Source organism: Blautia sp. HCP28S3_G10 (assembly GCF_052065235.1).
GTDB lineage: Bacteria > Bacillota > Clostridia > Lachnospirales > Lachnospiraceae > Blautia_A.
The window spans coordinates 34,450-60,465 of record NZ_JBQHUL010000015.1; the positions used below are offsets into that span (position 1 = coordinate 34,450).

Genomic DNA, 26,016 nt, shown 5'->3' on the forward strand with positions numbered 1-26,016 from the left:
CAGGTTTGCTTTTTACTATTTCCAGTATTTTTTATCAAACGCCCGATACGACAGTGCCTCTCCTATATGATCCTTTTTTATTATTTCAGATCCTTCCATATCTGCAATTGTTCTTCCTACTTTCAGCAGCCGGTGATAAGCCCGTGCACTGAAAGGCATATGTTCAAATGCTATCTTCAGGAGATTTTCTGCTTCCTGATTAAGGTGGCAGAATTTTTCGATCTGTTTTCCTCTCATTTCTCCGTTAAACTGTATTTTTTCTTCTTTGTACCGTTCTTTCTGTATCTGCTGCACCCTCTCCACTCTCGCACGTATTGTCTCTGTATTTTCCCCTCTTGAAACACTGCTCAGTCCCTCATAACTTACAGGCGATACTTCTGCGCACAGATCCAGGCGATCCAGAAGGGGCTGGCTTATCCTGCCCAGATACTGCGAAACCTGCAAAGGAGTACACCTGCACAGATTCATATTCGGATACTGTCCACATGGGCAGGGGTTCATTGCTGCACAAAGTATAAAATCTGCCGGAAAATCATATGTTCCACTTACTCTCGAAATATGAATAACTTTGTCCTCTAATGGCTGTCTCAGAATCTCAAGGCTGCGTCTGGAAAATTCCGGCATCTCATCCAGAAACAGCACACCTCTGTGTGCCAGTGTGATCTCACCCGGTCTGGGATTTTTGCCACCTCCTGCAAGAGCCTGTGCCGAACATGTATGATGGGGGCTTCTGAAAGGCCGGTTTCGGATAAGCGGATCTGTTGGAGATATCAGGCCTGCTATACTGTATATCTTTGTCAGTTCCAGGCCTTCTTCAAAAGTCAGCGGCGGCATAATTCCCGGTATTCTCCTGGCAACCATCGTCTTTCCTGCTCCCGGAGGTCCGATCATCAGGAGATTATGAAATCCGCTCACAGCGATTTCCACAGCTCTTTTAAGACTCTCCTGCCCTTTTATATCGCTGAAATCCAGATTTTCTTTCCCGGGTTCTGATACCTCCTCCCCCTCACTCCACTGATATGTCTCCGGTCTCCGGATATATTCCATCATTTCAATTAAGTTTTTTACCCCTATGACTTTCATATCTGTAACAAGCCTTGCTTCCCTCAGATTTCCATAAGGCACCATACAGAACCGGCATTTTTCTTCTCTCGCCCTGATAACCATGGGCAGGATCCCTGATATCGCATGAATTTCTCCATTGAGACTTAGTTCTCCGGCCATCATCACACCCTCCAGCTGCTGCGCATTCAATATTTCTGCTGCCGCAAGAACTGCCGCTGCGAGAGGAAGGTCAAAGCCTGCCCCCTGCTTCCTGATATCGGCAGGAGCAAAATTTACAGTAATACGCTTGGGCGGCAGAGCTATCCCGTTATTTCTGAGTGCAGTTCTCACTCTGTCCTGTGCTTCCTTGACCTGTGCAGATGGAAAGCCCACCATTGTAAATGTAGGTAATCCGTCGCTGATGTCAGCTTCTACCTGAATCGGATGTACATCCATTCCCATAATTGCCGCTGATAATACACTTGCAAACATTTTTCGCCTTTCTCAAAAACAGCCCCGCTCTGTTTTTCTGTTATATGTGGAAAAAATAAGATATGATATAGATAAGATGTATAGATTACAGTGCATCAGAAATTGACGCTCATGATTAATTATAGTCCTTTTTGTTCCAAAACGCAAGAGTACATTTCGGTCTGTTTTATACTTTTTATAACAAAGGAGGTATTCTTATGAAATTTCAACGTATTCAGGATCTTCGTACAGATTCTGATCTGTCCCAAAAACAGATAAGCGAAGTACTTCACATCAGTCAGCGCTCTTATTCTCATTACGAAACAGGTTCCCGCGGAATCCCGATCGAGATGCTGATCCGCCTGGCTGACTACTACAACACTACTATTGATTATCTTGTAGGCAGAACAGATAATAAAGCTCCAATTAAATAATGAGACTGTTATTAATGTAAAAACCAGATGTCCGCAAAAACATCTGGTTTTTTTATCAGTTTCCTTCATTTGCCTTCTGTTCTTCCCACTGGGAGATTTTGGCAATATTGGCAATCTCATATTCATTAAATATTGAATTTTGTTCTGCATCAAACGTATCAGGATCGATGGTTCCCTGGTACCAGGATTTACTGTTGAAATAATCAGCTATATATTCCGTAACAAACTGCCTTCCATGGCGGGCATATATCTCATTCTTTGCAAGTTCAAGCTGCCCTGAAGAATAGGCCGCAACTTCCTCATCTGTCAGATATCTGCTGCTGCTTTCCGGGAAGAAATATTCACCTGTTTCTGTATTTGTCTGTGTTTCCGCTACAGGTGTCGGTGTTGCTGTAGGGTCCGGAACAAGCTGTACCTGATTCCTGCTCATGATACATTTTACATTTGGATAAATGCCATACACCGGCTCTGCTGTTGTTATATTCAGATAAAGCTGGCCACCGTCAAAAATAAGATTTCCGGAAGCATTGTTTCCTGCGGAATCAGAAAATGAGAGTTTCGCCGCATTTCCGGCAACTTTTGCAGTCACATCTGCCGATATTGCATCTGTCTGATTACGGTCTGTCTGATAATAACTGAAAGAAACCGTATCCAGACTGATATTATATACATTGATTGTCACCAGTCCATCCGTGCTGTACCAGTAATCCCAGAAATCGTCCGGATTAAACGCTGCCACGACTGTAGGAATTGGCGTTGGCGTTGCTGTCGGACGAGGTGTCGGACTTGGAGATGGTGTTACTGAAACACCCACTGTAGGCACTACCGTAGGAACATTATCCAAAGCTGACAAAGCTGCCTGTTTATCCTGATATTCTTTTTCACTTTTGCGGAAACTGGCAAGCAGAAATGCTGCAGCTCCAAACATCAGAAACAATGCGATCAACACTGTCAATAATAATTTCAGTCTTTCTTTTTTTCTTCTTCTCATTCGATAGTACCTCTTCAGTTTATTTCTTTTCTTTTATAATACCCTTGCGGTAAGCATCAAGAAGCTGCATGAGTTCTGCAATACGTTCTTTAAGTTGTTTTCCGTTGTCTGTATCTCCCACAAGCCTCCGCTTGGAAGCATAATGAACTGCCACTCTGTTGGAAACGATATCTTTTTCTTCTTCCACAGCTTTTTCTGCCGAAGTAAAAGGTTCATGCGCAGACAGGATCAGTCCATAGGAATTATAAATCAGGGTATAACCCGCAATTCCCGTAACTTTCTGGTAAGCTTTACAGAATCCGCCATCAATAACAATAACTTTGCCGCCACATTTCACCGGGCTTTCTCCTTCACCCTGATGTACCGGCACATGACCATTAATTATATGTCCCTCTTCAGGATTCAGTCCAAATTCTTCAAGCATTCTGTTTACAACTTCCTCATTCTCAAGGAGATGATAATATGCACCTTTTATTTCTTTGTGTGTTGCAGGATCCTTAATAAAATATCTCTCAAAAGTTGTCATCTTATCTTTGCCGAACAACGGAGAACTCGGACTTGCCCAGATAAACCAGAGTATATCTCTTCCTCTGCGCTGCTCTTCACTGTCCACTGCAAAAAAAGCTCTCCGCACATATGTCTCAAGTACATCATAAAGTTCTTTTCCTTTATAAGTTTTACCATAAATCTGGATTTCTTTCAGTGTACCGTCTTCATTAAGCGGAATACAGCCATGGAACAGAAGATTTCCATTATAAATCTTATAAAGACCGCCTTTGTCCAGAAGAAGTCTCATATGTTTCTGAAGCTTCTCGCAGTTACGGAAAGCGACTTCAAGACGTTCTAGCACATCTTTTTCACCTGGTGTAAGATCGTATGGATGCTTCCAGTCAACTGTTGGGAAATTACAGTCGATCATAGGATATTCTTTACCGTCAGGAAGTGTGATGGTTCCTTTTTCCGGATTGATCCTATGAAAAAGACATCTGTTTTCCATATGAAATTCTTTGTGTCTGCGAATCAGCTGTCCTTCCAGTTTGAACTGTATGATGGAAATGGCCTTGTGCATCTTCTGACTCAGTTCTTTTTCCATTGCGTTATAATTGGAATTTCCTTTTATTTCAAAAGCATCACACGCATCATCTTTATACACTTCCATGGCAAATGTAGCCAGCGGCAGCATATTGATCCCATATCCATCTTCCAGAATATCCAGATTACCATAACGGATACTGTTTCTCAGAACGGTCGCAATGCAGGCTTTCTGTCCGACTGCTGCTCCCATCCAGACTGCATCGTGATTTCCCCACTGAATATCAAGAGAATGATACTCCATCAGCCTGTCCATGATAAAGTGCGGCCCCGGTCCACGGTCAAAAATATCTCCCAGAATATGCAGATGATCCACAACCAGACGCTGGATCAGCTCTGCAAGAGCAATAATAAAGTTTTCTGCCCTTTTGATCTGAATGATCGTATTGACAATCGCATCATAGTAAGCTTCTTTGTCAAGTACCTCTGCCTTTTCCGTAATCAGCTCTTCAATCACATATGCATAATCTGCCGGCAGCGCTTTACGGACTTTTGATCTGGTATACTTGGATGCTGTAGTCTTGCAGACCTCAATAAGACGGTACAGAGTGATCTTGTACCAGTTTTCCATATCCTCTTCCGTCTTTTTTACCAGACGGATTTTTTCTTTCGGGTAATATATCAGGGTTGCAAGAGCCCTCTTGTCACTGTTGCTTAAGGTATGTCCAAACACATCATCAATTTTCTTCCGAACCGCCCCTGAACCGTTTCGCATTACATGAGAAAAAGCTTCGTATTCACCATGAATATCAGACATAAAATGTTCTGTTCCCTTAGGCAGATTCAGGATAGACTGAAGATTTATAATCTCTGTAGAAGCTTTACCTATTGTCGGATACAGCTCCGCAAGTCTCTGCAGATATCTCAATTCCTCTTTTTTCATTTTCCTTCTCCTCGCTCATTTAATAAAATTGTAACATATTTATTTTTTATATGGTAAAATCAATTTTCTTTTTCCTATACAAGCACATTATCAAAAAGAGAAAACTGGTTTGACTGCGGAATATCTCCGAAAATCCCCAGATCATCCATCAGGTCAATAACTGTTTTGCTGACTTTTGTTCTGTCACGGAAATCATCCTTTGAAAGGAACTTACCGTTCTTGGCAGCGTCCACAACTGCCTCTGCCGCCTTGTCACCCATGCCGTCAATACTGTTCAGTGACGGCATCAGTTTGCCGTCAATAATCTGAAAACGATTGGCTTTTGCGCGGTAAAGGTCGATTGGCATAAATTCCAGTCCTCTGGCATACATTTCCTGTACAATTCGCATATCACGGATAGAATCCTGTTCTTTCTTTGATGCCTCATCACCCTTTTTACGAATTTCTGACAGATAAAAATCCAGTCTGTCTCGCCCCATACACATAGTCTCATAAGAAAAAGCAGTAGCTCGGATACTGAAAAATGCCGCATAATAAGCCAGTGGCCTGAATACCTTAAACCAGGCAATACGCCACGCCATCATAACATAAGCCGCAGCATGCGCTTTCGGGAACATATATTTGATCTTTTTACAGGACCAGATATACCATTCCGGCACATTATGTTCTCTCATGGTAGCTTCCCACTCATCGCGAAGTCCTTTACCCTTTCGCACAGCTTCCATGATGGTAAATGCAAGACTGCTCTCCACTCCCATACTAATCAGATAGATCATAATATCATCTCGTGTACAGATTGCCGTTGAAATTGTAGCCTTGCCTTCCTCAATCAGAGTCTGTGCATTTCCAAGCCATACGTCAGTACCATGAGACAGACCCGCAATTCGTACCAGGTCAGAAAAATATTTCGGCTTAGTATCAATAAGCATCTGCATGGCAAAATCTGTACCAAATTCAGGAATTCCCAGACATCCCAGCTTACAGCCTTCAATATCCTCCGGTTTTATTCCCAATGCATCCGTACCTGCAAAAAGTGACATGACTTCTTTGCTGTCCAGAGGGACATCACGGGCACTTAAGCCCGTAAGATCTTCAAGCATACGGATCATTGTCGGATCATCGTGTCCGAGAATATCAAGTTTCAGGAGGTTTCCGTCAATAGAATGATAATCAAAATGTGTTGTAATAATGTCACTGTTTTCATCATTTGCAGGATGCTGTACCGGTGTGAATTTTTCGATTTCCTCTCCTACAGGCAGAACAATGATACCACCCGGATGCTGGCCTGTAGTACGGCGGATACCTGTACAGCCTTGTACAATACGGTTGATCTCACAGTATCTTTTGTGCTGGCCACGCTCTTCATAATAATTCTTCACATAACCGAATGCTGTTTTTTCTGCAAGTGTACCTATGGTTCCTGCCTTAAAAGTCTGACCTTTTCCGAAAATAACTTCTGTATAACGGTGTGCATTCGCCTGATACTCACCGGAAAAGTTCAGGTCGATATCAGGTTCCTTGTCTCCCTTGAATCCAAGGAATGTCTCAAATGGAATATCAAAGCCTTCTTTCAGCATCTTTGCCCCACATTTCGGGCAGACTTTATCTGGCATGTCACATCCGGCCATTCCTCCGAATTTTTTGACTTCAGGAGAATCAAAATCACTGTACTTGCATTCCGGACAGAGATAATGTGGGGGAAGAGGATTTACCTCCGTGATACCTGACATTGTTGCCGCAAGGGAAGAACCTACAGATCCACGGGAACCTACCAGATAACCGTCTTCATTTGATTTCCATACCAGTTTCTGCGCAATAATATACATAACCGCATATCCGTTGGAAATAATGGAATTCAGTTCTCTGTTCAGTCTGTCCTCAACAATTTTGGGAAGAGTTTCTCCATACATTTCATGTGCTTTGTTAAAGCAGATATCCTTCAGATCCTGATCTGAATTCTCGATAACAGGTGGATATTTATCCGGATGGATCGGTGAGATCTTCTCTATCATGTCTGCAATCTTATTAGTATTAGTTATAACCACCTCTTCTGCTTTTTCACTTCCAAGATAGGAAAATTCCTCCAGCATTTCTTCTGTTGTCCGAAGGTACAGGGGTGCCTGATTATCAGCATCTGAAAATCCGTTTCCTGCCATGATGATCCTTCTGTATATTTCATCTTCAGGATCCATAAAATGCACATCGCAGGTTGCCACAACCGGTTTCTTGAACTGATCTCCAAGTTTGACGATTTTTTTGTTCAGTTCAATCAGGTCTTCATTGGAATTTACACGGTCATTTTTTTCATCTGCAATCATAAACGCATTATTTCCAAGTGGCTGAATCTCCAGATAATCATAAAAATCAACAAGTCTGGCAATTTCCTGTTCCGGTGCATTGCGCAGCAGTGCCTGATAAAGCTCGCCCGCCTCACATGCACTTCCAATCAGAAGTCCATCTCTCAGTTTCAGAAACAGACTCTTCGGAACTCTCGGTCTTCTCCTGTAATATTTCAGATGAGACTGGCTTACAAGTTTATAAAGATTGATTCTTCCTGTTTCATTTCTGGCAAGAATAATTGCATGATATGTAGGAAGTTTCTTGATCGTGTCTACGGAAACATTTCCCTGTGCATTCAGCGTATCCACATCAAAAATATCCCGTTCTTTCAGCATTTCAACGAATCTTACAAAAATTTCTGCCGTACATGCAGCGTCATCTACAGCCCTGTGATGATGATCCAGCGATACTCCGACTGCTTTTGCTACTGTATCCAGTTTAAATCTGTTCAGTGCCGGAAGAAGGAATCGTGCCATCCCGACAGTATCCACATAAGTATATTCCTGTGGCAGTCCCTGTCTTTTGCAGTTTTCTATGATAAAACTCATATCAAAATCAGCATTGTGTGCAACCATGACAGCACCTTCGCAAAATGCGAGAAACTGTGGTAGAATTGTTTCTATATCAGGTGCATCCATAACCATGGCATCATTGATACTGGTAAGCTGTTCAATTCGGAACGGAATCGGTACTTTCGGATTGACAAATGTGGAAAAACGATCTGTGATCTGTCCGTTTTCGACACGTACAGCACCAATTTCAATAATCTGACAGGTCAGTGGCGAGAATCCTGTTGTTTCAATATCAAATACAACAAATTTTCCCTTCATAGACTGTCCTTTGCTGTTTGTGACAATCCCTTTCATATCATCTACCAGATAGGCTTCCATTCCATACAGGACTTTGAAATCCGAATCTTTTGGTACACAGCCGCCCCATGCATCAAAACAGTGATTTGCCTCAGGGAATGCCTGTACCACGCCGTGGTCTGTAATAGCGATTGCCTTGTGGCCCCATTCATAGGCACGTCTGACAAGTGCTTTTGCTTCCGTAACACCATCCATATCACTCATCTTGGTATGACAGTGGAGTTCTACTCTCTTCTGCGGGCTGGTGTCCATTCTGGAACTTCTGAAATCAGCAATTTTTTTGATTCCGGAAATGGAACCAACCGTAAGTTCACTGTCAAAACGGTCAATAGTAGTAACTCCCTTAAACTTAAGAAATGCTCCCTTTTTCAATTCTGCAGTAATCTCCGGAACCTGCTCATTTCTGAGAAACATTTTGATCACGATGGAATCTGTAAAATCCGTGATTGGAAAAATAAGGATTGTTTTTTCATTGCGTATTTCTCTTGCTTCCACATCCATAACCTGTCCGCGGATAATAACTTCTCCCATTTCTCCCGTGATTGACGAAAGATCTATGGTTTCACCTTCAAAATCCCTTCCATATATAACATCCGGATTGCTGTCCTTACGGAAGCCACCCTTGTAGTCTCCCTGAAATCCTTTTTTCTCAAAAGCTTTCTTCTGTCCCTGCTTCTGTTTACTATCAGAAGACTTTTTATCTTCTTTTTTGTTCCGGGTTGTTGCCTCTTCTTCTTTCTTCTGTGTGTCTTCTTCCGGTGTCAGTTTAGCATGACGGAGTACATTTGCCACTTCCTGTCTGATCTGCAGTGCTGCGTTCTTTCTGTATTTACTTTCTTCTGCCTCTACAAATTCAAGGTCTATCTTCAGATTCATACCGCATCTTTCGCAGAATACTTTCTGAAGATATTCTACCAGGATCTCACTTTTTTCCCGGGATATGACAGAATCCGGAAGCTTCAGTTCCATTTTGTCTTCCTCAGGAAAATAAATTTCTGCACGTTTAAACAGATTATACTCAAGCATATTATAATTTTTCAGTTCCAGCTCCATACTTGAGTGATATACCTCCAGGAAATTATTCGGAGTATACTGTCTGGACAGATAAAATCTCTCAATGACTTTTACCTGAATATCTATTCCCTGAAAGCACTGTCTTTCAATCTGTTCTTCCAGCGCAAAAATAAATTTTTTGTGTATCCACCGATCACTTTTTATATATATCCACAACCTGGTTTTGTCCGGATTACAGGATACTTTTGTTACAGTAACCATTTCCAGCCATTCTTTCAGCTGTTCTTTTACTTTCAGGTTGGGAAATACATCAAAGAAATCCTTTTCCATCCTGTTCGCCTCTCTTATGCCTCCCAGTGGAGCAGTTCTTCTCTCAGTGTATCCAGAAGCTGATCCTCTGGCACTTTCTTTACTATTTCACCTTTTTTTATCAGCAGGCCCACACCTACACCGCCGGCAATTCCTATGTCTGCTTCTTTTGCCTCACCAGGACCGTTGACCACACAGCCCATAACAGCAACTTTAATATCAAGAGGGATATCCTGCACCATTGCCTCAACTTTGTTCGCAAGTCCGATCAGGTCGATTCTGGTACGGCCACATGTCGGACATGACACAACTTCCACACCGCCTTTGCGGAGTCCCAGTGTCTTGAGAATTCTTTTTGCAGATTTAATTTCTTCCAGTGGAGCTCCTGTCAGAGAAACACGGATCGTATCTCCGATTCCCTGATAGAGAATGATCCCAAGACCTACTGCTGATTTAATATTACCCGAATACAAAGTCCCTGCTTCTGTAATTCCTACGTGAAGCGGATGGTCTGTCTTCTGTGCGATCAGTTCATGTGCTTTTGCACACATCATGACATCTGATGATTTAATGCTGATTACCAGATTGTCATATCCCATCTCTTCAATGATATGAACCTTGTCCATCGCACTTTCCACAAGGCCTTCTGCTGTAACTCCATGATATTTTTCAACAAGTTCCTTTTCAAGCGAACCACTGTTCACTCCTACACGTATCGGAATATTACGTTCTTTTGCAGCGTCTACAACAGCCTGGATCCTGTCCCTGCTGCCTATATTCCCCGGATTGATACGAATTTTATCAGCTCCATGTTCAATTGCTGCAATTGCAAGACGATAATCAAAATGAATGTCTGCAACAAGTGGAATATGAATTTTCTTTTTGATTTCTGAAATCGCCTCTGCTGCTTCCATTGTCGGAACAGCACAGCGGATAATATCACAGCCGGCTGCTTCCAGTTCCAGAATCTGCTGCACAGTTGCCTCCACGTCTTCTGTTTTTGTATTTGTCATAGACTGGATCAGGATCGGATTTCCTCCGCCGATCTTTTTGTTTCCAATCTGCACTACTTTTGTATGATCACGATACATTTATAATCCTCCTGTAATCTTTTCTCCAAAGATATTTCTTTACATTCCGCTCACAATGACAAAAATCGGAGCTGTTACCTTCGGAACAGCCCCTTATATTTTAGTGCTGAATTTCCAGCAGTTTTGCCTTGAGATCATTTTCCATACGTCTCATCTCAGATTCCGCTGCCAGACGTTTTTCTCTGCCTTCTTTCTGGATCTTCAAAACATCATCCAGTGTCTGTATAAGATCAGCATTGGTTTTCTGAAGTGTTTCAATATCTACAATACCTCTCTCAGATTCCTTTGCTGTCTCCACAGATGCCATATGAAGAGTTTCTGCGTTTTTACGCAAAAGTTCATTCGTAACATCTGAAACCTGACGCTGCGCCTGTGCAGCCTCAGTAGAATGAGCGATTCCCAGTGCAAGTACCATCTGGCTCTTCCAGAGCGGTATGGTATTTACCAGTGTTGTCTGTATCTTCTCCGCCATCATGGTATCATTATTCTGAACAAGCCGTATCTGAGGTGCTGTCTGCAGGGAAATCGTTCTTGTCAGTTCAAGATCATGAATCTTTTTTTCAAATCTGCTGCATTTACTGTCCAGATCTTTTGCTGCCTGTGCATCTTCCGGAAGTCCGCTGAGCCGTGCCTTTTCTTCCAGTTCTCTGAGTTCTGTTGTCCTTACTTGTGCAAGTTTCTTCTTACCTGCAAGAATATACATGGAAAGTTCCTTGAAATAAAGGAGATTCTGTTCGTACATTTTATCCATCATTGCCGAATCTTTCAGGAGACGAACCTGATGCTTCTGAAGTGCATCTGAAATCTTTTCGACATTAGTTTCTGCTTTATCGTATTTATTTTTGAGATTTTCAACTTTGTTTGCCTGTTTTTTGAAAAAGCCGAAAAAACCTTTTTCTTCTGTTGCATCAAATCCCTTCAGTTCACCAACTACACCTGCAAGAAGTTCACCTACTTCCCCCAGATCCTGTGCTCTTACATTATTGAGCGCCTCATCTGAAAAATCCGCCATTTTTTTCTGGGTACCTGCTCCATACTGCATCACCTGAGTAAGATTCTCGATATTAATCTTCCCTGCAAAATCCTCCACCATTTTCTGTTCTTCCGGCGTAAGCACAGTCTGTGCCATTTCCTGTTGAACAGGATCCATTTCCGGCTCTGCTTTCATTAATACTGCCGGTGTCTCCGGCTTTTCCGGCTGTGTTTCTGTAAAATCCGGCTCCAGTGTCAGTGTAGGCATAACTATTTCACCCTGCTTAAGTTCTTCTCCCATATTCTCTCAAGTCTCCTTATCTGATTTGATTATTTTCTGTGAAGCGTATCAAATTCATTCCCTGTAAGTCCTTCCTGCGCAAGCATTGTCTGAAGTACTGATATATCACTCGAAACATCCCATGCAGTATCCTGAAAAACAGAATCCAGAAGTTTTGCAAAAGCTTCATTCAGAGTGTCCAGTGTTGCCTCAATCTCTTTTTTGGAGTTTGTTATGTTTTCTCCCTGTACAGGCTGCCCATCCATTTCTTCATAAGCATCCAGAAGTTTTACTGTCATCGGAAGGTAATAATCCATCATTTTTTTCAGATCCGGGACAATCTCCGGGTGTGCTTCCGCTCTCTGGAAAATCCTGTCGATAATTTCTTCCATTTTTGCTATTTTGACTGAAATCTCTTCGCCCGGAATCGCATCGTTACTTTCATGGATCTTACGGATAAATTCTTCTCCTCTTTCCAGTACTTCCCGCACTTCCGGAGAAAGTTTCTCTTCACTTTCTCTGTTTTTCTGTCTTTCACTCTGCTCTTTTGCGGTTCTGTCTTCCAGAGCCTGTCTCGTGGCTTCGTATTGACGGTAAGTCTCTCGGCTTGTGATCAGACATGTTTCCTCTCTGTCTGTTTTTCCTTCCAGAAACCAGCCTTTTTCAATCATTTTTATAATATCTTTGCGTACATATTTTACGGAACGGCCCACTGAATGTGCCAGCGTTTCAAAATCACAGTAGGTTCTGTCGCCAAGTGTTTTTATATATTTCTTAAATCTGCCGATTCTGCCAAGTCCTCTGCAGCCTCCTGCGATCATTCCCGCTCCACCTGCTGTGCCGAAAAGGGTAACTATTGTAGATCCCAGCGCATTGTGCTGCATGACCATCTGTACGATCTGAACTGTCATAAGTCCGATACCCATAGTCCCCGCAAGAATTCCGCCAAAAACTATCAGCAAAATACTTTTGGTTTTTTCACTGCCCAGACTTCCATAAAGTTCTGAATGTGTTTCCTTTACGACATTTTTTTGTTGTCTGTGTTCATTATTTACGGAACCGACCTTTTCAGGATGTTCTTTCTGATACTGTTTCAGTGTTTTGTTTACCATCTGTGTGATCGATTTATTCAGTTCTTTATAATTCCGTGAACTGACCGCATCTTCTATTATGTTCTGGACCTGCTGGACTTTTTCTTCCACAAAGCCGAAATCCGGTCCGTTTTCGTTATATTTTCTGCCCATTTTTTCCTCCTCATGAAGATTACTGCACGATAATTTCCAGTAACCCATGAACTTCTTATATTATACCGAAACCGCCTGAAAATTACAAGGCAAACCATCGTTGTACAGAGCTATCATATTGTTACTAGTTACTATTCACAGTTGCTGTAAACGAAGTGAACTGTAACAGCATATTTTTCCATTGCAGTTCCTTTCATAAAGTGCTATGATAAAAAACAAAAGAAATATTGTTACTGTTTACAGTGACAAAGTATTCACGACTGGAGGCATATATTGTTATGGAAAAAAAGAATATCGACTGGAGCAGCATCGGATTCGGCTATATTCCGACTGATTACCGTTATGTTGCCAATTTTAAAGATGGAAAATGGGATGAAGGTGCTCTTGTAACAGATCCTAATGTTGTACTTAACGAATGCGCATGTGTATTTCAGTACGCCCAGACTGTATTTGAAGGTCTGAAAGCCTATACTACAGAAGACGGACATATCGTTACTTTCCGTCCTGACCTGAATGCAGAACGTCTTTCCAATTCCGCAAAAAGATTGGAAATGCCACCGTTCCCGACAGACCGTTTCATTGAAGCTGTTGTACAGACTGTAAAAGCAAATGCAGCTTACGTTCCGCCATACGGATCAGGCGCTACTCTGTATGTACGTCCTTACCTCATGGGAACAAACCCTGTAATCGGTGTTAAACCTGCCGATGAATATCAGTTCCGTATTCTCACCACACCTGTTGGTCCGTACTTCAAAGGCGGCGCAAAACCGATCACAATCCGTGTCACTGATTTTGACCGTGCCGCACCGCATGGAACAGGTCACATCAAAGCCGGCCTTAACTACGCAATGAGCCTCCACGCTATTATGGATGCACATCGTCAGGGATATGATGAAAACATGTATCTGGATTCCGCAACAAGAACAAATGTTGAAGAAACCGGTGGAGCAAACTTCATCTTTGTAACAAAAGACGGTACTGTTGTCACACCTAAGTCTGACAGTATCCTTCCTTCTATCACACGTCGTTCTCTGATATATGTTGCAGAACATTACCTTGGACTGAAAGTTGAAGAACGTGTTGTACCATTTGAAGAAGTAAAAGATTTTGCGGAATGCGGTCTTTGCGGTACTGCTGCTGTTATCTCTCCTGTCGGAAAGATTGTTGACCATGGTAAGGAAATCTGCTTCCCAAGCGGAATGGAAGAAATGGGACCAACAACAAAGAAACTGTACGAAACACTTACAGGCATCCAGATGGGACGCATCGAAGCTCCAGAAGGATGGATCAAAGTTATCGAATAATACAGAGAACCTGCCACTGGCATCTTCTCTTGCAAACTTTAGCATTCATACATAAAAACAAGGCACAGGATCCAATCCTGCGCCTTATTTTATGTTCTTTATTTTCCTGTCACACAGAACATATTCATGGCAGCTTCGGCAAGAAGCTTTTCTTCCGGACCCACGATCCGCACTCTGACAATTGTGACAGTTCCACCTCTGTGAATAACCGAACCATATGCACGAACTTCGCCATCTTTTATATTGGAAATATAATTGATATTTGCAGTCTGAGTCACATAGTCCCTGCCATCACACCTGGCTGCAAGTCCTGCTGCACAGTCAGCCATTGTCATCAGAAGTCCGCCATGCACAAATCCCCTGGGGTTCCTGCTTTCATTACAGATCACAAGTTTTACTTCACTGCTGTCATTCTCCGCTTTTATGGGTTCAATATGGTTATGCCCCATAAACTGATTCTGTTCTCTGTACTTATTAAGGTCTACCATTTATTTCACTTTCTCGTATTTCACGAACTCATATTCAAGGTCAAAATATGTCTGCTCATCACTTGTTGCTGTTATTTTCCATTCCGGCATCTCATCAAGATTCGGGAAATATCTGTCTGCTTCATATGCAAAATTAATTCTGGTAACATGAGCCGTATCGCAATATGGAAGAAGAAGCTTATAAACACTGTCTCCACCTATACAGTACACCTGATCAGAAGGATATTTTTTTACTTCTTCAAGCAGTTCATCAACAGTATGAACAACTGTTGCGCCATTTACTTTATAGTTTTTGTTTCCTGTAAGAACAATATTTGTCCTGTTCTTAAGCGGAAGGCCATTCGGGAAACTTTCCAGTGTTTTTCTTCCCATTACGACAACTTTCCCTGTTGTTTCCTGGCGGAACATTTTCATATCTGCCGGAATGCTCACAAGAAGCTGATTATTTTTGCCAATTGCCCAGTTACTGTCTACTGCAACAATAATATTCATAATTAAATCCTTTCTATTTTGTTTTCTGTATCAGATCGCAATCGGAATGTTTTTGATCTGCGGCCATGTCTGATAATTTTCCACAATAAGATCATCCGTGGTAAAATCATAAAAATCTTTTATTTCCGGATTCAGTTTTACGACAGGTGCCGGATATGGTGTACGACTGATCAGTTCCTTGACAACCGGAATATGACGGTCATAAATATGACAGTCAGAGATCACATGCATCAGTTCTCCTGCTTCCATATCACATACCTGTGCGATCATCATCAGAAGTATGGAATACTGGCACACATTCCAGTTATTTGCAGCAAGAATATCCTGTGAGCGCTGGTTAAGGATAGCATTCAGAGTCAGTCTGTCCTTACCAGGTTCTTTTGTCACATTGAATGTCATGGAATATGCACACGGGTAAAGATTCATCTCATGAAGATCCTGATGTACGTAAATATTGGTCATAATTCTTCTGCTGTACGGATTGTTCTTAAGGTCATAAAGGACACGATCCACCTGATCCATCATTCCTTCTTTGTACTGATGCTTCACCTGCATCTGATAACCATATGCCTTTCCGATGGAGCCTGTTTCATCTGCCCAGCTGTCCCACACATGACTGTGAAGATCTTTAATATTATTGGATTTTTTCTGCCAGATCCAGAGGATCTCATCCATTGCACTTTTCAGAGCTGTCCTTCTAAGTGTAATTGCCGGAAATTCCTTCCTCAGGTCATATCTGTTTACTACCCCAAATTTCTTGATCGTATACGCCGGAGTACCGTCTTCCCATACCGGACGTACCTTCTCGCCTTCTGTGCTGGTGCCGTTTTCGATAACGTCTTTACACATATTTATAAAAATGGTATCTGCTACACTCATTTATTATGCCCCTTTCATCTTCTCCTGTATACCTGATTTTTTTGTTACTGTTCACTGCGTTCACACTAACGATTGTTTCCCATTATATCATATTCCCTCTCCAGTTGACAACTCAGTTACTGCAATGCTATATTAATACCCATGAAAGTATTGATCACATTACTGAAGCCGCTCTCTTTTCTTCCAGCGATCATCATGATGTATCTGATTTTTTCATTTTCTGCCCAGACCGGGGAGGTGTCCGGGGAATTAAGTTATCAGATCAGTTATAAAATCGTTGAAACAGAAAACCAGCTGCTCAGTCAGGGAAAAAGCTATGATGAACTTCTTTATGAAGCAGATCAGATTCACTATTATGTACGAAAAGCTGCACATATGACCGAATATTTTCTTCTTGCCATTGCAGTTTCTTTTCCTTTTTATGTATACCGTATCAGAGGATTCTGGCTCTTTCTTCTTGCCGGTATCATCTGTGTTGGATTTGCATGCCTTGACGAATACCACCAGTCTTTCGTGGCAGGACGTACGCCTGCGCTCAAAGATATCGGATTTGACAGTGGAGGGGCACTGATCGGCATTCTGCTGGTCCAGCTCTTCTGCTGGTCTACATTACATACTCCCGGTTCTTCCCGTAAATCACGTAAAAAACGCCGCAGATAAATTCTGCGGCATTTCTTATATGTATTATTCTTCTGTTTTGTCTGAACTTTCGAATTCTTCCTGCATTTCTGCTTCGTCCTCAATATTCTCTGTGAGTCTTGCTCTTTCTGCAATACTCATAGATTTCATTTCAGGTTTCTCTTCAGCAGCCGGTTTGGAAGTCTTTTCTGCTTCTGCAGCTTCAAGAGCTTTTTTCTCCTTATCATTCTTATAAAGATTTTTGCAGCCTACAATCAGCATCACAACACCTACAACCAGGAAACCAATTCCCGCTGCCATGAAGCCCCAGCCGCCGCCATCAACACCGTCAATGACGTTTTTACAGAGTTTATATCCTGTATAAACAAGATAAACCCCTGCCATGATCATCAATATGTAGCTTCTTACAGGCATACCCTGTGTCTGCTGTCCTTGTTTTTCTTCCTCAGGATTTCTGTTCTGCTCCTCCATGAATTATCTCCTCTCCTGTACACACTGTTATCGATCTATCTTATCATTTTGGGCTGAAGAAATCAATTCTTCTTGGGCTGAAGAAATCAATTCTTCCTTTTCGGTATCTTTGGATTCTTTTTCTTTGACCGGAGTTTCTTTTCTCAGTCGTCCATATATTCTTGTAAGCTCCTTCATATTATACAATGTCATATCTGAAACCTGCTCTCTTTTCAAACGCCATTTCCAGTTATCACCAAGAGTAGACGGTTCATTCATTCTTGCCTCATTTCCCAGGCAGAGGTAATCCTGGATTGGAATCACAGCAAGATCTGCAGTACTTGCCAACGCCGTGCGGATCAATCCCCATACGCAGTCATTAACAGGCTTATCATAACAGTTTATGTACTCTCTCACAAAATCCAGATCATGACCCTGAAGATTTTCGAGCCAGCCTTTTGTTGTCTCATTATCATGAGTTCCAGTGTAAACAACACAGTTATGATCATATTTATATGGAAGATAACTGCTGTCCTCACTTCCGTCAAAAGCAAACTGAAGTACCTTCATTCCTGGAAATCCGCTTTCTTTCAGCATTTTCACTACACTGTCAGTAAGAAAGCCAAGATCTTCTGCAATTACATGCAGTTCTCCGATTTTCTCTTTCAGAACATGGAACAGATCCAGTCCCGGGCCTTTTTCCCATGCGCCTTTTTCGGCAGTTTTCTCACCATAAGGAATTGCATAATATTCGTCAAATCCTCTGAAATGGTCAATCCTTACAACATCATAAAGTCTGAGGCAGTGTTTCATTCTTTCTACCCACCAGTCATATCCGAAGGCTTTCAGTTTCTTCCAGTCATACAGCGGATTTCCCCAGAGCTGTCCTGTAGCTGAAAATGCATCCGGCGGACAGCCTGCAACGGCTTTCGGTGTATGATCCTTATCTACCTGAAGCATCTGCGGATTTGCCCATGCATCAGAACTGTCAAAAGCCACATAGATTGGAACATCTCCTATTATCTTAATGCCTTTTTTATTGGCATATTTTTTCAGTTTTTTCCACTGCACATCAAAATAATACTGCTGGAAAGCATAAAATTCTATTTCATCAGCAAGACGGATTTCTTCCTTTCTGACTTCTGCCGATTTTCTGTCTTTTAATGGTTCCGGCCAGTCAATCCAGCACACACCGTTCTGATTATTTTTAATCGCCATGAACAGACAGTAATCCTTAAGCCATGCAGCTTCTTTTTTCTTAAATTCTGCATAATCCGGATCATGTTTCAGATCTGCACGGTCATATGCTTTACGAAGAAGTTTAAAGCGTGACTGATATATTTTTTCATAATCTACATAAGATTCACTTCCGCCCCAGTCACAGCCTTCACATTCCTGCTCTGTAAGGAAACCTTCTTTAATAAAGTCTTCCAGGCAGATAAAATATGGATTACCGGCAAAAGTGGATACAGACTGATAAGGTGAATCTCCATATCCTGTAGGTCCCAGCGGCAGGATCTGCCAGTACTGCTGTCCTCCTTTTTCCAGCTGATCTACGAAATCATATGCTTCTTTTGAAAAACAGCCGATTCCGTATCTGGATGGAATGCTGGAAATTCCCATCAAAACTCCACTTGCTCTCATTTATAGTTCCTCCAAATATTTATATTGCCGCCATTTCTTTACAGCAGCCAGTTTTTATTATACAGTTCCGCTTTACGCTGGTCAAGAAAAACCAGTTCCCCGTCTTCGTCCGGAACTTCTTTTCTGCCACACCCGGACAAAGCCATAAAACAGTATAGAAAAAGCATTGCAATATATATTTTTTTCTTTCTGATCATATAAGTCCTCCCTGTTTTTGTTTTATAGTATTTCAGAGATTTCTTATTCTTATACTGTTATCCTGTCAGAAGCCTTTCTTCTGGATATAAACGGAAATATCATGGTAAACTTTTTCTTTTCCTTTTTCATTAAGGATTTCATGGCGCATGCCAGGATAAACCTTACCTTTCACATCGAGATATCCGGCGCGGCGCATTGCATGAACCGAATCCGCAAATTTACGGATATTTCCCATGCAGGGATCCTTTTCACCACTGACAAAAAGTACCGGCATATTTGATCTTGTACAATGCCAGTTTCTGACATCATAAGCCCTCTTCATAAGTTCAAACAGGGCAATGTATGCATCATCTGTAAATGTAAATCCACAAAGCTCTGATTCTGTATATGCCTCGTATACATTCTTATCTGAACATATCCATGCATTTTTATTTTTCTCTTTGCGGAATTTCCATGCATAGCCTCCCAGAGACATAACTTCCAGAACAGAACTCTTATGTTTCGCACCAAAAAACTTCTTTTCTATTCCTGCGATCATCTCTCCCAGAACTCTTGCCTTATTTTCACTTGGTGAGCCACATACGATCAACATATCCATGCAGTCATCATGGTGTGCAGCAAAAGCTCTCACCGCAAGTGAGCCCATGCTGTGTCCCATCAGGATAAGTGGCAGTTCCGGATATTCTTCTCTTATCCCACGGTTAACTTTTGCAATATCTTCAAGCATGGCCTCTGCACCACCGCCATACATATATCCAAGATCACTTTTTTCTCGTACACTGCCGCCATGGCCTCTGTGATCATGGATCACTGTCACAAATCCCTTTTTAGCCATATAGTCCATAAATGCTTCATAGCGTTCTTTATGTTCACTCATACCATGAACAAGCTGAAGAATTCCTCTGTAGGGAAAAGTATCCGGCAGGATTTTCATAACTGAAATCTCCAGTCCGTCCGCATCTGACCTGAAACTATCCACATGTTTTTTTGGCATAAATTTCTCCTTTTTGTTTTTTTTCGTTCATAATTTCTTTATACAACTGATTTTAGAGCCCTGAATTATCCTTGTCAAGTAAGGGAATTGTCTGCTATAATAAAAAACGAACAATCGGCGTTACTGTTCACTCCGTTCACAGCAATAACATTTGTATTATACCCATGATTTTAAGGAGGAAATATGGATACCAATAATCAGGAATTCACAGAGGGACCTGTACTTTCTTCTGACCCCGAAAGCACAGAAGAAACAGACGAAATGCCTGTTCCCCGAAAACGAAAGAAAAAGAAAAAAGGCTGGATCATAGTTCTGGTCGTTCTGATCCTTGCAGCCGGTGCCAGTGGTAGTTATTATTTCATGCAGCGCCAGAAACCGGTCAGCGCTGTCAAAAACTATCTCGCTGATGTAAAAGCAATGGACTTTGACGGCATGAAATCTCTGCTCCAGAGCAGCGATATGTCAGCGTTGGATAATGCAGATATCACCAGTGATGCTTATTCCTCATTTTTCAAAACCATCAATCAGAAAATGAGTTACAAGATCACAAAGACAAAATTTAATATCACAACCGGAACAGCCACTGTTACCGCACACATTAAATATATCGACGGATCTGATATTTATAAAGAAACAATCACAGAATTCCTTAAACAGATTGTTTCCACTGCTTTTTCCGGTTCCAGCCTTTCCGAAGACGAAACGCAGCAGAAACTTGCTTCTCTTCTTGAGGAAAAATCAGGTACTGTAGATGACAAATTCTCAGAAACAGATATTAATTATCCTCTGATAGAAGCCGGAGGTAAATGGAAAATTGTTTCTCTTGATTCTGAAACAGTCCGAATTATGTCCGCCAACTTTGTAAATGTACAGGATGAGATCACTCAGTCTCTGTCTGATATGGAAAATCAGACTGAAGGCGCTGCTACAACCCCTGCTCCTTCTGATAATTCAGACGGAACCATAGACATGACCAATGAAAAATTTACTCTGCACTATACACAGTGCCGTATCACCAAAGATCTTTCCGGTGATTCCTGTCTCCTGGTTTATTATGACTACACAAATAATGGAAGTTCACCTTCCAGCGCTATGGTAGATCTTAATCTTCAGGCATATCAGAATGGCGAAGCGCTTCAGGCTGCTATTCCTGAAAATGATGAGACAGCGATTGACCAGTATATGGCTGAGATAAATCCGGGACAGACAGTTAATGTCTGCCAGGCATTTTCTCTTAATGATACCTCAGATGTCACACTTCAGGCAGGCGAAGCATTCAGTTTCGGCGGTGGAAATGTCAAAACACAGATTCTTAAAGTACAATAAAAATATGCGCAGCAGATATCTTTTTCTGTTGCGCATATTTTTTTCTTTTTATGAAATACTATTTTTCTGAAAGGATGGTGACTTATGGGAAATAAATTTTTGCAGTGTTTTGCTTTGACTATCACGATCATAGGAGCCGTTAACTGGGGACTGATTGGATTTTTCAATCTGAACCTGGTTGCTTTTCTCTTCGGAAGCATGAGCTGGCTTTCGCGTATTATATACGGACTGGTAGGTCTGTGCGGCCTGTATATGATTTCTTTCTATGGCAAACCGGATCAGACAACTGAATAAAAGAAAAAGGACTCTGAATCATCAGAGTCCTTAAGAGCGATAGACGGGGCTCGAACCCGCGGTCTCGACCTTGGCAAGGTCGCGCGTTACCAACTACGCCACTATCGCATAAGAGCGGGTGATGGGAATCGAACCCACGTATCCAGCTTGGAAGGCTGGTGTTCTACCATTGAACTACACCCGCATATCGCTGTGCTTACGTCTGCGTTTGTTTCGCTCGCTTCAACGATATAGAGTATATCTTATTACTCATACTTTGTCAACATGTTTTTTGAATTTTTTTTATTTTTTTTATTATATCTATTTTCAGTTCTATTTAGACACTTTTTATCCGTCTTTTTCTGCTCAGTCCTGCCAGTCCCAGACATCTGTCTTTGAAACGGTATTACGTGGTTTCTTTATAACAAGTTCCGGACTCTTCGCACTTACCTTGGTATTTGCAGGAATAGATTCCGTAATAAATGTGTTACCGCCAATAATTGTGTTTTCGCCAATAATGGTCTCGCCGCCAAGAACAGAAGAATTAGAATAAATGGTTACATTATCCTGAATGGTAGGATGACGCTTTACATTTGCAAGCTGCTGACCCTGTCTGGTGGAAAGAGCTCCAAGGGTTACTCCCTGATACAGTTTAACATTTCTTCCAATTTCAGTCGTTTCACCAATTACCACACCGGTTCCATGATCGATAAAGAAAAAATCCCCAATGACAGCCCCCGGGTTGATATCAATTCCTGTCTTGCCATGGGCATATTCTGTCATGATTCTCGGAATATGCGGAACATTTTCTACATAAAGGAGATGAGCCAGTCTGTATACATAAATTGCAAACAGTCCCGGATAAGAAGAAATAATCTCTTCTTTACTTTTTGCTGCCGGGTCACCGTCAAATCCTGCCTGCACATCTTTCAGAAGCCTCTGCTGTACATCCGGAAGCTGCTCAAAAAATCCTGCACAGATACGATCCGCCTGTTCAGCAGCTTCTGTCTGTTCCATATCCGGATTTGCATATAATAACGCAATCTCTATCTGCTCTTTCAGACGGTCATACAGATCATTCAATCTGTATCCTGCAAAATATTCCGGAAATGTTTTTGCAGCTGAATCACTCCAGAAATATCCTGGAAAAATAACTGAACGCAGCTCCTTCACCACATCAATGATCACTGCTCTGCTCGGAAGACTACGGTCATTTTTTGGCATAAATAATTCTTCATTTTTATAATTCTCGGTCAGTGCCGCAGTTGCCTTCATTATCGTTTCTTTTTTTCTGTCCATAATAATCGTTCCTCTCTGCCCGTGCATGTGGGTCAAAATACCTTTTTTATATAATATTATAGGATTCTTTTCACGTCAACACAAAAAAGGAATTGACCTTTCCCTCAACTCAATATATAATAAACTCTGGTCGCTGTTCACAGATAATTGTGAATATATAATTGACTGTAAGGAGATGTACCCAAGTGGCTGAAGGGTCCGCACTCGAAATGCGGTAGATCGGGCAACCGGTGCGAGGGTTCAAATCCCTCCATCTCCGTTTATAATCCAGAACAGATTTTCAACAATTTCTTGACAATCAATTTGTTGTTGTGTATAATAGCAATTGTTGTTGATACTTTTACAATTGTATCAATTATTTAGGGGATTGGTCAAATGGTATGATAGGGGTCTCCAAAACCTTTGGTGGGAGTTCGATTCTCTCATCCCCTGTTCTAAAGTAAGGGCTGTCGATTTCTCGACAGCCCTTATTATTATGGTTTTTCATATTCAGATTCCATATTTTCTGAGGTCAACTCTGCCATCAACTACTTCTATTCCATCTGCTTTCAAAAGTTCTGCCTGACCTCTGCTGCCTCCGAATGCAAATGCACCGGACAGTTCTCCCTTTGAATTGACCACGCGGAAACAGGGAATATGTTCAGGATCCGGATTTTTGTGGAGAGCATTTCCCACAGCCCTTGACATTCTGGGATTTCCCGCCATCTCTGCAATCCGGCCGTAAGTTGCAACATGACCTTTTGGGATTTTTCTAACTGCCTCATAGATTCTCTTTGTGGGACTGTCCGTAACAAGGTCATAACTTTCAGCGATCATTCTTCTGATATCTTTATCGGGCACTGATCCGTCGAGTATGATCGTGTTCCAGTTGTTCTTGTTCTGATGATAGCCGGCCGTTACTGATTTATACGCATCACGCCAGAAATCGCGCCATTGTGGATCAACCTTCACATTCAGATTAATGCATCCATTACGCTCATAAATCCATAGAAACGCCTTTTTACTCCCTCTCACTCTTACCAGCTGCCAGTTAGGATCGTGAAATGGTTTCTCCTCATATACCCTTTCAAAAGACAGCCCGAATTTCAATGCCTCCTCACGTGTCTTCATAAGCTTTTCTCCTCATCATATTCACAAATTCATACTCAGCCTGTTAATAACAGTACTACTGATCCTGATCACATTACTGATATCTGGGTTTTCTAGAAATTCCATGGCAGATACGCTGCCACAATTGCCAGTATCACAGCCGGCAGCATATTTGCAACATTAAATTTTTTCCCCCATACAATATTCACTCCTACACAGAAAATCAACACTGCTCCGATAAGCGACAAATATGCAATTGCCGTTACAGTCATTATAGGAGCAAACAACTTTGCAAGAAGTGTAATGCTGCCTTCAAAAATAAAAACCGGGATTGCAGAAAAAATCGCACCTTTTCCCATTGCTGAAGTCATTACCGCAACAATGATCAAATCCAGTACTGTTTTAACTGCAAGCGTAGTATAATCTCCAAGCAGTCCATCCTGTATTGCACCAACAATTGCCATTGCACCAATTGAAACAGTAAGCGAAGCCGTCACAAAAGCATTTACAAAGGTTACGTCACCACTGTTTCCTGTCTTTCGCTTCAGCCATTCCCCGAACTTCTCAAAACCTCTCTCTATGCCGAGCAGTTCACCAATAATCGTCCCCAGCGCAATGCACAGTACAACCAGCATTGATTTTTCGCTGCTGATGTCTGATCCGCTAATCTTCAGCATTCCCTCCATAGCACCGGCAATCCCTATAAAAACAACAGTTACTCCACAGGCTTTTTCCAGTGATTCCTGCTGTTCCTGTCGAAATAATTTCCCGGCAAAAAGCCCTGCAACACCTCCTGCCACTATGCCGACACTGTTAATAATTGTTCCTAAGCCTATCATATCTTCCTTTCTGACCGCAATACCAAAAACTGTCGTATCATTTGTAATTTTATCTCTATAATGATACCTCTAAATACACGTTCGCTTCAAGCATCATTTTTCTGTTTTAAAACAGATCCAACATATTATCCAAATAAAGTTCTTCTCTGACATGTAACTGATATTCCGGCTTTGTCATGTAATAAAGCAGAAATTCTAAAACCAGTGCACTGCCCAGCCCTCGTCCTTCTATTTTAAAATTAGTAAATCCCATTGGCAAGTAAATATTCTGAATATCACAGATACTGATAAAACCAGGATTTGTCATTGCTTTTGAAAAACGGTATCCTTCATTTGCATGAGGTGCAGTACATTTGTGTTCCAGTCCATCCTCTTCTCCAAGATTTTTGCGGCTCACATCTTCATAACAATATTTTCTGTCTTTACAGCCAAACCAACAGCATTCATTGCATAGAAATTCCACTTTATCTTTCTGCTGCGCAGACAGTGCATTCCATTTATCAAAATCCTTATTCAGGCGAAAATCCGGCACAACATACCGGAAATCTTCTCTTTGTATTTCACTCTGGCATTCTCGGAACTCAGTCAAAACTTTCGTGGTGGATGATACAAAATAAAGTCCCGGATATTTCTTTTTCAAATAATTCAACAGCAAGTCCGAATGAATGATCACACCATTTTGCGTTTTAGCACTTTTCTCAAACAACCTGCAAAGCACATTACATTTTTTATCCGAAAGATGCTCTTCTCTGAGTAAGGAATTGCTGAATGTCAGGCGAGCTGAAATCCCATACTCTTCCATGAGTGCTAAAACTTCCTGTGGATTTTGCTCGCCTGCTTCCACGCGACCACCGCCCCACAAACAGTCCCCGGGTGCTCCATAAATGGAACCGATTTCGCACCAATCGTAAAAATATTCCCTGTGTGTACGAAACAAAGGTAAAAACTCACGATATAATTCATAAAATTCAAATAACCCCGGAAGGTGATAATATACTGTTTTTTTCTTATATTGACTTTGAAATCTGTCATTCATACCTTAATCTCTCCTCAAATTTCAATTGCAAT

General features: G+C 41.6%; 23 protein-coding genes and 4 tRNA genes. 7 read left to right on the forward strand and 20 right to left on the reverse strand.

The genetic code is table 11. The features are described 5' to 3' along the window. Window positions 1-15: 15 nt before the first annotated feature. Window positions 16-1,536: a YifB family Mg chelatase-like AAA ATPase gene (locus tag ACTNB8_RS07910; RefSeq protein WP_441053742.1), complete on the reverse strand. Its 1,521-nt coding sequence runs from the start codon at window positions 1,534-1,536 to the stop codon at window positions 16-18. Window positions 1,537-1,733: 197 nt separating this feature from the next. On the opposite strand from ACTNB8_RS07910, the gene ACTNB8_RS07915 reads away from it, so the two are divergent. After that, window positions 1,734-1,949, forward strand: coding sequence for a helix-turn-helix domain-containing protein (locus ACTNB8_RS07915; protein WP_296157848.1), 216 nt, complete (start codon window positions 1,734-1,736; stop codon window positions 1,947-1,949). A gap of 55 nt (window positions 1,950-2,004) precedes the next feature. On the opposite strand, the gene ACTNB8_RS07920 is transcribed toward ACTNB8_RS07915, so the two are convergent. The 6 genes from ACTNB8_RS07920 to ACTNB8_RS07945 form a co-directional block, all read right to left on the reverse strand. After that, window positions 2,005-2,940, reverse strand: coding sequence for a YARHG domain-containing protein (locus ACTNB8_RS07920; RefSeq protein ID WP_441053745.1), 936 nt, complete (start codon window positions 2,938-2,940; stop codon window positions 2,005-2,007). A 19-nt stretch (window positions 2,941-2,959) separates the two neighbouring features. Then, on the reverse strand, window positions 2,960-4,915 hold the full coding sequence (locus ACTNB8_RS07925) for a fructose-1,6-bisphosphatase (protein ID WP_441053747.1): 1,956 nt from the start codon (window positions 4,913-4,915) through the stop codon (window positions 2,960-2,962). A gap of 74 nt (window positions 4,916-4,989) precedes the next feature. Continuing rightward, window positions 4,990-9,468, reverse strand: coding sequence for a PolC-type DNA polymerase III (locus ACTNB8_RS07930; RefSeq protein WP_441053749.1), 4,479 nt, complete (start codon window positions 9,466-9,468; stop codon window positions 4,990-4,992). 14 nt (window positions 9,469-9,482) lie between these two features. Next, window positions 9,483-10,538, reverse strand: coding sequence for a flavodoxin-dependent (E)-4-hydroxy-3-methylbut-2-enyl-diphosphate synthase (ispG, locus tag ACTNB8_RS07935; protein WP_441053751.1), 1,056 nt, complete (start codon window positions 10,536-10,538; stop codon window positions 9,483-9,485). A gap of 100 nt (window positions 10,539-10,638) precedes the next feature. Next, entirely contained in the window at window positions 10,639-11,811 is a 1,173-nt protein-coding gene (locus ACTNB8_RS07940) for a toxic anion resistance protein (protein ID WP_441053753.1), read from the reverse strand. A gap of 29 nt (window positions 11,812-11,840) precedes the next feature. Beyond that, window positions 11,841-13,034, reverse strand: coding sequence for a 5-bromo-4-chloroindolyl phosphate hydrolysis family protein (locus tag ACTNB8_RS07945; protein WP_441053755.1), 1,194 nt, complete (start codon window positions 13,032-13,034; stop codon window positions 11,841-11,843). A gap of 278 nt (window positions 13,035-13,312) precedes the next feature. Between ACTNB8_RS07945 and ACTNB8_RS07950 the strand changes: the two genes are divergently transcribed. Next, window positions 13,313-14,338, forward strand: a complete 1,026-nt coding sequence (locus tag ACTNB8_RS07950) for a branched-chain amino acid aminotransferase (RefSeq protein WP_441053757.1) — start codon at window positions 13,313-13,315, stop codon at window positions 14,336-14,338. 98 nt (window positions 14,339-14,436) lie between these two features. On the opposite strand, the gene ACTNB8_RS07955 is transcribed toward ACTNB8_RS07950, so the two are convergent. From ACTNB8_RS07955 to thyA, 3 genes are read right to left on the reverse strand one after another with little or no spacing between them, the layout of a single operon-like run. Then, window positions 14,437-14,826 carry a PaaI family thioesterase gene (locus ACTNB8_RS07955; protein WP_441053759.1) on the reverse strand — a complete coding sequence of 130 codons (390 nt, stop codon included), beginning with the start codon at window positions 14,824-14,826 and terminating at the stop codon, window positions 14,437-14,439. After that, entirely contained in the window at window positions 14,827-15,318 is a 492-nt protein-coding gene (locus ACTNB8_RS07960) for a dihydrofolate reductase (RefSeq protein ID WP_441053761.1), read from the reverse strand. It lies immediately after the preceding gene. A gap of 30 nt (window positions 15,319-15,348) precedes the next feature. After that, entirely contained in the window at window positions 15,349-16,197 is an 849-nt protein-coding gene (gene thyA, locus ACTNB8_RS07965) for a thymidylate synthase (RefSeq protein ID WP_441053763.1), read from the reverse strand. Window positions 16,198-16,338: 141 nt separating this feature from the next. Between thyA and ACTNB8_RS07970 the strand changes: the two genes are divergently transcribed. Beyond that, window positions 16,339-16,857, forward strand: coding sequence for a VanZ family protein (locus tag ACTNB8_RS07970; protein WP_441053764.1), 519 nt, complete (start codon window positions 16,339-16,341; stop codon window positions 16,855-16,857). Between the two features lie 24 nt (window positions 16,858-16,881). Here ACTNB8_RS07970 and ACTNB8_RS07975 read toward each other — a convergent pair whose 3' ends face one another. From ACTNB8_RS07975 to ACTNB8_RS07990, 4 genes are all read right to left on the reverse strand, one after another. Beyond that, window positions 16,882-17,307 carry a DUF308 domain-containing protein gene (locus tag ACTNB8_RS07975; RefSeq protein WP_441053765.1) on the reverse strand — a complete coding sequence of 142 codons (426 nt, stop codon included), beginning with the start codon at window positions 17,305-17,307 and terminating at the stop codon, window positions 16,882-16,884. A 27-nt stretch (window positions 17,308-17,334) separates the two neighbouring features. Beyond that, window positions 17,335-18,930, reverse strand: a complete 1,596-nt coding sequence (gene malQ, locus ACTNB8_RS07980; RefSeq protein ID WP_441053766.1) for a 4-alpha-glucanotransferase — start codon at window positions 18,928-18,930, stop codon at window positions 17,335-17,337. A gap of 38 nt (window positions 18,931-18,968) precedes the next feature. Then, the gene (locus ACTNB8_RS07985) at window positions 18,969-19,127 is read right to left on the reverse strand and encodes a hypothetical protein (protein ID WP_441053767.1); all 159 of its coding nucleotides are present in this window, start codon (window positions 19,125-19,127) and stop codon (window positions 18,969-18,971) included. Between the two features lie 65 nt (window positions 19,128-19,192). Further along, the gene (locus tag ACTNB8_RS07990; RefSeq protein ID WP_441053768.1) at window positions 19,193-20,122 is read right to left on the reverse strand and encodes an alpha/beta fold hydrolase; all 930 of its coding nucleotides are present in this window, start codon (window positions 20,120-20,122) and stop codon (window positions 19,193-19,195) included. Window positions 20,123-20,305: 183 nt separating this feature from the next. Here ACTNB8_RS07990 and ACTNB8_RS07995 point away from each other — a divergent pair, with 183 nt between their 5' ends. After that, complete coding sequence (locus tag ACTNB8_RS07995; RefSeq protein WP_441053769.1) at window positions 20,306-21,448, forward strand: DUF5067 domain-containing protein; 1,143 nt, start codon at window positions 20,306-20,308, stop codon at window positions 21,446-21,448. 84 nt (window positions 21,449-21,532) lie between these two features. Beyond that, window positions 21,533-21,742 carry a DUF378 domain-containing protein gene (locus ACTNB8_RS08000; protein WP_441053770.1) on the forward strand — a complete coding sequence of 70 codons (210 nt, stop codon included), beginning with the start codon at window positions 21,533-21,535 and terminating at the stop codon, window positions 21,740-21,742. Between the two features lie 35 nt (window positions 21,743-21,777). Here ACTNB8_RS08000 and ACTNB8_RS08005 read toward each other — a convergent pair. From ACTNB8_RS08005 to ACTNB8_RS08015, 3 genes are all read right to left on the reverse strand, one after another. Next, window positions 21,778-21,850, reverse strand: a tRNA-Gly gene (locus ACTNB8_RS08005). A 5-nt stretch (window positions 21,851-21,855) separates the two neighbouring features. After that, window positions 21,856-21,926: transfer RNA gene (locus ACTNB8_RS08010), tRNA-Gly, on the reverse strand. A 161-nt stretch (window positions 21,927-22,087) separates the two neighbouring features. Continuing rightward, window positions 22,088-23,020 carry a serine O-acetyltransferase gene (locus tag ACTNB8_RS08015; protein ID WP_441053771.1) on the reverse strand — a complete coding sequence of 311 codons (933 nt, stop codon included), beginning with the start codon at window positions 23,018-23,020 and terminating at the stop codon, window positions 22,088-22,090. A 171-nt stretch (window positions 23,021-23,191) separates the two neighbouring features. On the opposite strand from ACTNB8_RS08015, the gene ACTNB8_RS08020 reads away from it, so the two are divergent. Beyond that, window positions 23,192-23,279 (forward strand) — tRNA-Ser (locus tag ACTNB8_RS08020). Between the two features lie 102 nt (window positions 23,280-23,381). Then, window positions 23,382-23,452 (forward strand) — tRNA-Trp (locus ACTNB8_RS08025). Between the two features lie 57 nt (window positions 23,453-23,509). On the opposite strand, the gene ACTNB8_RS08030 is transcribed toward ACTNB8_RS08025, so the two are convergent. From ACTNB8_RS08030 to ACTNB8_RS08040, 3 genes are all read right to left on the reverse strand, one after another. Further along, a complete protein-coding gene (locus tag ACTNB8_RS08030) occupies window positions 23,510-24,130 on the reverse strand; it encodes a methylated-DNA--[protein]-cysteine S-methyltransferase (protein ID WP_441053772.1) in 621 nt (206 codons plus the stop codon). Between the two features lie 92 nt (window positions 24,131-24,222). Further along, on the reverse strand, window positions 24,223-24,948 hold the full coding sequence (locus ACTNB8_RS08035) for a DUF554 domain-containing protein (RefSeq protein ID WP_441053773.1): 726 nt from the start codon (window positions 24,946-24,948) through the stop codon (window positions 24,223-24,225). Between the two features lie 106 nt (window positions 24,949-25,054). Further along, window positions 25,055-25,984: a hypothetical protein gene (locus ACTNB8_RS08040; RefSeq protein WP_441053774.1), complete on the reverse strand. Its 930-nt coding sequence runs from the start codon at window positions 25,982-25,984 to the stop codon at window positions 25,055-25,057. Between the last annotated feature and the right edge of the window lie 32 nt (window positions 25,985-26,016).

Bases quoted from the DNA above. Each gene is read 5' to 3' on its own strand.
- ACTNB8_RS07910 (WP_441053742.1), bottom strand. From the start codon at position 1,536: ATGTTTGCAAGTGTATTATCAGCGGCAATTATGGGAATGGATGTACAT.
- ACTNB8_RS07915 (WP_296157848.1), top strand. From the start codon at position 1,734: ATGAAATTTCAACGTATTCAGGATCTTCGTACAGATTCTGATCTGTCC.
- ACTNB8_RS07920 (WP_441053745.1), bottom strand. From the start codon at position 2,940: ATGAGAAGAAGAAAAAAAGAAAGACTGAAATTATTATTGACAGTGTTG.
- ACTNB8_RS07925 (WP_441053747.1), bottom strand. From the start codon at position 4,915: ATGAAAAAAGAGGAATTGAGATATCTGCAGAGACTTGCGGAGCTGTAT.
- ACTNB8_RS07930 (WP_441053749.1), bottom strand. From the start codon at position 9,468: ATGGAAAAGGATTTCTTTGATGTATTTCCCAACCTGAAAGTAAAAGAA.
- ispG (WP_441053751.1), bottom strand. From the start codon at position 10,538: ATGTATCGTGATCATACAAAAGTAGTGCAGATTGGAAACAAAAAGATC.
- ACTNB8_RS07940 (WP_441053753.1), bottom strand. From the start codon at position 11,811: ATGGGAGAAGAACTTAAGCAGGGTGAAATAGTTATGCCTACACTGACA.
- ACTNB8_RS07945 (WP_441053755.1), bottom strand. From the start codon at position 13,034: ATGGGCAGAAAATATAACGAAAACGGACCGGATTTCGGCTTTGTGGAA.
- ACTNB8_RS07950 (WP_441053757.1), top strand. From the start codon at position 13,313: ATGGAAAAAAAGAATATCGACTGGAGCAGCATCGGATTCGGCTATATT.
- ACTNB8_RS07955 (WP_441053759.1), bottom strand. From the start codon at position 14,826: ATGGTAGACCTTAATAAGTACAGAGAACAGAATCAGTTTATGGGGCAT.
- ACTNB8_RS07960 (WP_441053761.1), bottom strand. From the start codon at position 15,318: ATGAATATTATTGTTGCAGTAGACAGTAACTGGGCAATTGGCAAAAAT.
- thyA (WP_441053763.1), bottom strand. From the start codon at position 16,197: ATGAGTGTAGCAGATACCATTTTTATAAATATGTGTAAAGACGTTATC.
- ACTNB8_RS07970 (WP_441053764.1), top strand. From the start codon at position 16,339: ATGAAAGTATTGATCACATTACTGAAGCCGCTCTCTTTTCTTCCAGCG.
- ACTNB8_RS07975 (WP_441053765.1), bottom strand. From the start codon at position 17,307: ATGGAGGAGCAGAACAGAAATCCTGAGGAAGAAAAACAAGGACAGCAG.
- malQ (WP_441053766.1), bottom strand. From the start codon at position 18,930: ATGAGAGCAAGTGGAGTTTTGATGGGAATTTCCAGCATTCCATCCAGA.
- ACTNB8_RS07985 (WP_441053767.1), bottom strand. From the start codon at position 19,127: ATGATCAGAAAGAAAAAAATATATATTGCAATGCTTTTTCTATACTGT.
- ACTNB8_RS07990 (WP_441053768.1), bottom strand. From the start codon at position 20,122: ATGCCAAAAAAACATGTGGATAGTTTCAGGTCAGATGCGGACGGACTG.
- ACTNB8_RS07995 (WP_441053769.1), top strand. From the start codon at position 20,306: ATGGATACCAATAATCAGGAATTCACAGAGGGACCTGTACTTTCTTCT.
- ACTNB8_RS08000 (WP_441053770.1), top strand. From the start codon at position 21,533: ATGGGAAATAAATTTTTGCAGTGTTTTGCTTTGACTATCACGATCATA.
- ACTNB8_RS08015 (WP_441053771.1), bottom strand. From the start codon at position 23,020: ATGGACAGAAAAAAAGAAACGATAATGAAGGCAACTGCGGCACTGACC.
- ACTNB8_RS08030 (WP_441053772.1), bottom strand. From the start codon at position 24,130: ATGAAGACACGTGAGGAGGCATTGAAATTCGGGCTGTCTTTTGAAAGG.
- ACTNB8_RS08035 (WP_441053773.1), bottom strand. From the start codon at position 24,948: ATGATAGGCTTAGGAACAATTATTAACAGTGTCGGCATAGTGGCAGGA.
- ACTNB8_RS08040 (WP_441053774.1), bottom strand. From the start codon at position 25,984: ATGAATGACAGATTTCAAAGTCAATATAAGAAAAAAACAGTATATTAT.